This is a genomic window from Kribbella sp. NPDC004138, assembly GCF_053603655.1.
In genome coordinates this window covers 22,975-29,056 of sequence record NZ_JBSGFZ010000048.1, presented here as the reverse complement: position 1 = coordinate 29,056, position 6,082 = coordinate 22,975, and the positions used below count along the sequence as shown (strand labels likewise).

The following is a 6,082-nucleotide window of genomic DNA, read 5'->3' as shown; positions in this document are numbered from 1 at the left end:
CAAGCCGCAGGTCGTCCGGCTGGCGGTCGCGACGCTGTTCGCCGGCGGGCATCTGCTGATCGAGGACCTGCCGGGGCTGGGCAAGACCAGCTTGGGGCTGGCGACCTGCTCCTGCAGGCGCTCGCGTTGCGCTTCACCCGCGGGTACGCCGACGCCGCGGCCCAGCTGGTCAGAGCCGTCGACCACGCCCGGCGGAGCGCCGGCGAGGCCGAGGACGTCCGCGGCTGGCTGTGGCTCGCGGGCAGCCGGTCCAGCGGGATCGTCGCGATCGACGTCTGGGACCTCGACGCGGCGCTCGAACTGGCCGCCCGCCACGAACGGATCGCCCGCGACAGCGGCGCCCTCGTCCAGCTCCAGTGGGCGCTGAACTTCCGCGCCAACGTGGTGTCGATGACCGGTGACCTCGCGGCCGCGACGGCGTACGTCGAGGAGGAGCGGCAGATCGGCGCCGCGACCGGGAACCGGGTGCTCGGGATCGGCCGGATGCAGCTCGCCGCGCTGCGCGGGCACGAGGCCGAGGCGACCGGACTGATCGACGCGATGATCCGCGAGGCACGCACCCAGGGCCAGGGCCGGATGACCGCGATCGCGACGTACACGAGCGCGCTGCTGAACAACGGCCTCGGACGGTACGAGACCGCCCGCGACGCGGCGCGGCAGGTCTTCGAGCAGGACGTGGTCGCGTACAGCGCACTCGTGATCGGCGAACTGGCCGAGGCCGCCTCGCGGACCGCTGACACCAAGCTCGTCGAGACCGCGCTGGCCTGGCTCGACGAACGCGTCGCCGCCGCGCCGACGGACTGGGGCCGCGGGATGCAGACCCGCACGCGAGCGTTGCTGGCCAACGACGAGGACGCGTACCGCGCGTCGATCGACCACCTGAGCCGGACCGGTCTGCGCATCGAATCGGCCCGCGCCGAGTTGCTGTACGGCGAATGGCTGCGCCGCGTAGGCCGCCGGCAGGACGCCCGCGAGCACCTGCGGACCGCCCACGAGCAGTTGGCCGCGATCGGCGCCGAGGCGTTCGCCGAACGCGCCCGCCACGAGCTGCTCGCCACCGGCGAGACCGTCCGCAAGCGCACGCCCGAAACCACGAACGACCTGACCGCGCAGGAGTCGCAGATCGCCGGCCTGGCCAGGGACGGCCTGACCAATCCGGAGATCGCCGCCCAGCTCTTCATCAGCCCGCGCACCGTCGAGTGGCACCTCCGCAAGACGTTCTCCAAACTCGGCATCACCTCCCGCCGCCAGCTCCGGACCGCCTTCGCCCGCGCCTGACCAGGGTGTTCATGGGTGCGGCCGAGCTCGCCGGTCGCGGCGTCGCGATCAGCGTCCTTGCCGCGGGTCGCCGGATGCAGTTGGGTTGTCCGCAAACCGAGGGTGAGGAGAACCCGTGACGAGCGAGGTCCTGGAAGGCCGCACCGCCGCCGGCCGCGGTGTACGGGTGCGGTTCTCGGCCGACGGCATCGAGGAGATCACCGACCATCCGTCGGCGCCGGACCTGCTGCTGATCCCGGGGCTGGTCGACATCCAGCTGAACGGGTACGGCGGTCTGGATGTCAACGACCCGTCGCGCCCGGCGAGCGAATTGTCCGACCTCGTCCGCGCCCTGTGGGGACAAGGCGTGACGACGGTCTACCCGACGATCATCTCCGCGGACGACGCGACCACGCTCACCCTCGTCAAGCGCGCTGCCGCCGCCCGCGCGGCCGACCCCGACGTCGCGTACGGCGTACCGGGCCTGCACCTGGAGGGTCCGTACATCTCGTCCGCGGAAGGTGCCCGCGGCGCGCATGACCCGGCGGTCATCCGGGACCCCGACGCCGACGAGTTCGACCGCTGGCAGGCCGCGGCCGACGGCGCGATCGCGATCATGACGCTGGCTCCCGAACGCAAGGGAGCCATCGAGTTCACCCGACACCTCCGGGCAGGTACGCCCCCGTTGGCGATGCGACCGGTCCTCGCCTCGGTCGGGCACTCGCTCGCGACCGCCGACGACATCCACGCCTTCGCCGCCGCGGGCGGACGCCTGTCCACCCATCTCGGCAACGGACTACCAGCCCAGATCGACCGTCACCACAATCCGATCTGGGCCCAGCTCACCGAGGACACCCTGACCGCCGGACTGATCGCCGACGGCCATCACCTGCCCGCCGACACCTTCGCCGCTCTCGTGCGCGCCAAAGGTCCGCAGCGATGCGTTCTCACCAGCGACGCGGCCGCCCTGGCCGGATGCGCACCGGGCGACTACCGGACCGCGGTCGGCGGCGCGGTCACCGTGGGGCCCGACGGAAGCCTCCGCCTCCAGGGCACGCCGTACCTGGCCGGTAGCGGCGCCTCACTGCTCGACTGCCTGCGGTGGGCGACCGGCCCCGGCGGACTCCCCCTCGACATCGCCGTCACGATGGCCACCCGGACGCCGGCCGACCTGCTCGGCCTGCACGATCGCGGCCGTCTGGAGGTCGGTGCCCATGCCGACCTTGTCCAGCTGACCAGCACCCCGGACGGCGCCGTCGGCGCCGTCGGCGACGTCGCGGCCGTCGTTGTCAACGGCCGCATGGTTGCTTGCGGCAACAGTTAAGTATTGGACATTGCCGCCCGCAATCACTTGGCGGGCGGCCCAATGCTTGCCGGTGAACCGTACCTTCCCGTATAAGCCTTACATGACGGCGATCCGGCTCGACGCGGTGTCCAAGGTGTTCGAGGGCGAACACCTGGCCGTCGACGAGCTGTCGCTGGACATCGCCGACGGCGAGTTCATGGTGCTGCTCGGGCCGTCCGGCTGCGGGAAGACCACGCTGCTGCGGATGATCGCCGGTCTCGAGCGGGTGACGGCCGGCGACGTGTGGTTCGGGCGCACCAACGGCACCCGGCTGGCGCCGCGCGAACGGGGCGTCGCGATGGTCTTCCAGACCGGCGCGCTGTACCCGAACCGGACGGTCCAGGAGAACATCATGTTCCCGCTGCAGGTCGCCGGCCAGAACGACGTCCAGGCCGGATCCACCGCGGCGGGCCTCGCACAGATCCTCAGCATCGAGTCGGTGCTCGACCGGATGCCGCGCACGTTGTCGGGCGGTCAACGGCAGCGGGTCGCGATCGGCCGCGCGCTGGTCCGCCAGCCGCAGGTGTTCCTGCTCGACGAACCGCTGTCGAACCTCGACGCCACGATGCGCACCGAGCTCCGGCAGGAGATCGGCGCGATGACCCGCGACCTGAACGTGACCACGCTCTACGTGACCCACGACCAGGTCGAGGCGCTGACGCTGGCCGACCGGATCGCGGTGATGCGCGACGGCCGGATCGAGGACGTCGGTACGCCGACGCAGGTGTACAACGATCCCGCGACCGCGTTCGTGGCCGGCTTCCTCGGCACGCCGCGGATCAACCTGCTGGCCGCCACCGTCCGCGTCACCGCGCACCACCGGGTCGCCCTCGACCTCGGCAACCAATCGATCTCCCTCGACCCCACCGACCGCCGGTCGCTGATCCTGCGGCACCACGACGGCGCCGACGTGATCGTCGGCGCCCGCTCGAACGCGTTCAGCCTGACCGACGACGCCCCGAACCAGCTGACCGGCACGATCCGCGCCTTCGAGTTCCACGGCCAGCAGTCGATCGCCTTCGTGCACTGCGGGATCGAGGTCGTCGACCCCGACCGCGTCGGCCGCGCGGCTCCGGCTCACGCCTCTCCCGCGGCCGACCGTACGCCGTCCTTCCTGAGCAGACTCCGCTCGCGCGCCGGGCTGGGCGCACCCACCCCTCCCGCGCCCGAACCGCACGGCGCCACGCACCGCCGCGCCGACGTGGTCGTCGAACTCCCGGTCGACACCGAACTGGCCCGCGGCACCCGCGTCCACCTCGCCCTCGACACCTCCCGCATCCACATCTTCGACCAGACCGGCCACCGCGTGGACCGCATCACCCGCTGACCCGCCGCCACGCTCAGCCCTTCAGGCCAGTGGTTGCGACGCCTTCCACGATACTTGCCCAGAGCAACGATGGCAGGTAGAACGCACGCGGTAGCAGGACAGCCCGCGCAGATTGGTGTTCAGCACCATCTCGACCAGCGTCGCCCAGCGCTGACTCACTGCACAGCGTTCACGAACCAGCTGGTGATAGTGGTGGGGTGAGTGATCGCCGTGCCGACGACGACGGTCCAGGCGCCGGCCGCGATGGCCTGGGCGGCTTGGTCCGGGGTGTGGATGCGGCCTTCCGCGACGACCGGAGTGCTGATCGCCGCGGCCAGCCGGGCCACGAGGTCGAGGTCGGGTCCGTCGGTCTTCGTGGTGTTGGGCGTGTAGCCCGAGAGCGTCGTACCGACGAGATCGGCGCCGGCCTCCGCGGCCGCGACGCCCTCCTCGAAGGTCGAGCAGTCGGCCATCACGAGCTTGCCGGTGCGGTCGTGGATCGCCTCGATGGTCTCGGCGAGACTGCGTCCGTCCGGACGCGGCCGCTGCGTCCCGTCGAGTGCGACGACATCGGCGCCGGCCTCGGCGACCGCGAGCGCATGATCCAGAGTCGGGGTGATGAAGACGTCGTCGTGGCCGTCCTTCCACAGCCCGATCAGCGGCAGCTCGACCGCCGTACGGATCTCGGCGATGTCCGCGATGCCCTGCACCCGCAGACCGGCGGCCCCACCGGCTGCGACGGCCTCCGCCACCGCCCGCATGGTGGCCGGCGAGTTCATCGGCTCCCCCGGATACGCCTGACACGACACAACCAGCCGCGCCCGGACAGCCTCCAGCACGTCACTCATCCAGCACTCTCCCCTGCAACCGTGGCCGCCAGTCTAGGCAGCACCTCACTGCAGCAATCGCCCCTACATCACAGAGCTTCACTCGGTGAGCGCAAGGAGCGCACCGAGGAGCTCCTCGGGAGTCTCCAGTTGGGGCAGGTGGCCAGTTGCGGGCAGGATTGTGTAGGTCGAGCCCGGGATCGCGGCGGCGTAGGCCTTGCCGTACTCCGGGTCGGCGATGCGGTCACTCTCGCCCCACAGGACGTGCACCGGCCCGTCGATGGCGCCGAGGCGATCGAGCAGCGTGGGGTCGGACATGGTCGGGCCGGTGTAGCCGGTCAGTGCCTGCACGTCGGGGCTGGGACCGCCAACTGCTGGCGGCACGGGCAGCTTGGCCGGATCGTGAAACGAGAGTGCCCGGAGCTCGGCCGGCGACAGACCGCTGACGTCGGTCAACGGATGTCCGTCGGCCTCGATGCCGATGCCGTCCACGATCACGACATCGCTTACCCGAGGGCTCTTCTGCAGCGCGATCTCCGCGGCCAGCCAGCCGCCGAACGAGTTGCCGATCACGGTCACCTCGGTGAGATCCAGCTCGCCGAGCAGCTCGACGTACGCCGCGGCGAGAGCCTCGACCGTGGTGAGACCGGCGCTCTTCGGCGTACCGCCGAAACCGGGATGGGTGGGGAGCAGGACCCGGGAGCGGGTGTGCTCGGCCAGTTGGTCGGCGAAGCCGGCCATGGTCCGCACCCCGCCTCCGCCGTGCAGGAGCAGGAACGAACGGGCGCGGTCCCGGGCCTGGACGGTGATCCCGGCGCGGGTCGTGAGGGTGCGAGTACTCATGATCACTCCATCAGCTTGTCTATCTAAGGAACCTTAGATCAGCTTCCTGATATAAGCAACCTGATGTAGAGTCGACTCATGAAGCACCAGCCCGCGGATGTCGCCCTGGCCGTGAAGCGCCTGCAGTACCGTCACCACCGCGCCCTGAGCCGCGCGCTCGCACCGCTCGGGCTCTCGCTCGTGCAGTGGGACACGCTGCGGCACCTGCAGCGCGAGCCGGACGCGTCGCTGCACGACCTCGCGGTGCTGACGTTCCAGACCGACCAGTCCTTCGGTTCACTGGCCACGCGGATGGCCGAGCGCGGCCTGATCGAGCGCCTCCCCGGGCCGGGCCGCGCCGTCAAACACCGCCTCACCGCGAAGGGCGAGCGACTCCGGGCCGAGGGCCAGGAGGCCGTGAACGACGTCTTCGCGACCTCGTTCCACACCCTCTCGGCCGCCCAACTCCAGCAGTTGGGCGATCTGCTGGACGCTGCCCTGGGCCCGGATCCGACCGCCTGAGGA

The 6,082-nt window shown here is 71.0% G+C and carries 6 protein-coding genes; 4 read left to right on the top strand and 2 right to left on the bottom strand.

Annotated elements, in window-relative coordinates; genetic code table 11:
- The 3 genes from ACWEOO_RS41055 to ACWEOO_RS41045 form a co-directional block, all read left to right on the top strand.
- Positions 1-1,278, top strand: a 1,278-nt coding sequence (locus ACWEOO_RS41055) for a LuxR C-terminal-related transcriptional regulator (RefSeq protein WP_452147670.1), incomplete at its 5' end; no start/stop codon positions are given.
- 115 nt (positions 1,279-1,393) lie between these two features.
- On the top strand, positions 1,394-2,581 hold the full coding sequence (locus ACWEOO_RS41050) for an N-acetylglucosamine-6-phosphate deacetylase (protein ID WP_452147669.1): 1,188 nt from the start codon (positions 1,394-1,396) through the stop codon (positions 2,579-2,581).
- An 82-nt stretch (positions 2,582-2,663) separates the two neighbouring features.
- Positions 2,664-3,929: an ABC transporter ATP-binding protein gene (locus ACWEOO_RS41045; RefSeq protein WP_452147668.1), complete on the top strand. Its 1,266-nt coding sequence runs from the start codon at positions 2,664-2,666 to the stop codon at positions 3,927-3,929.
- A 155-nt stretch (positions 3,930-4,084) separates the two neighbouring features.
- On the opposite strand, the gene ACWEOO_RS41040 is transcribed toward ACWEOO_RS41045, so the two are convergent.
- Positions 4,085-4,756: an N-acetylmannosamine-6-phosphate 2-epimerase gene (locus tag ACWEOO_RS41040; RefSeq protein WP_452147667.1), complete on the bottom strand. Its 672-nt coding sequence runs from the start codon at positions 4,754-4,756 to the stop codon at positions 4,085-4,087.
- A gap of 78 nt (positions 4,757-4,834) precedes the next feature.
- Entirely contained in the window at positions 4,835-5,578 is a 744-nt protein-coding gene (locus ACWEOO_RS41035) for an alpha/beta fold hydrolase (protein ID WP_452147666.1), read from the bottom strand.
- Positions 5,579-5,656: 78 nt separating this feature from the next.
- On the opposite strand from ACWEOO_RS41035, the gene ACWEOO_RS41030 reads away from it, so the two are divergent.
- The gene (locus tag ACWEOO_RS41030) at positions 5,657-6,079 is read left to right on the top strand and encodes a MarR family winged helix-turn-helix transcriptional regulator (RefSeq protein WP_452147665.1); all 423 of its coding nucleotides are present in this window, start codon (positions 5,657-5,659) and stop codon (positions 6,077-6,079) included.
- Positions 6,080-6,082: the final 3 nt, after the last annotated feature.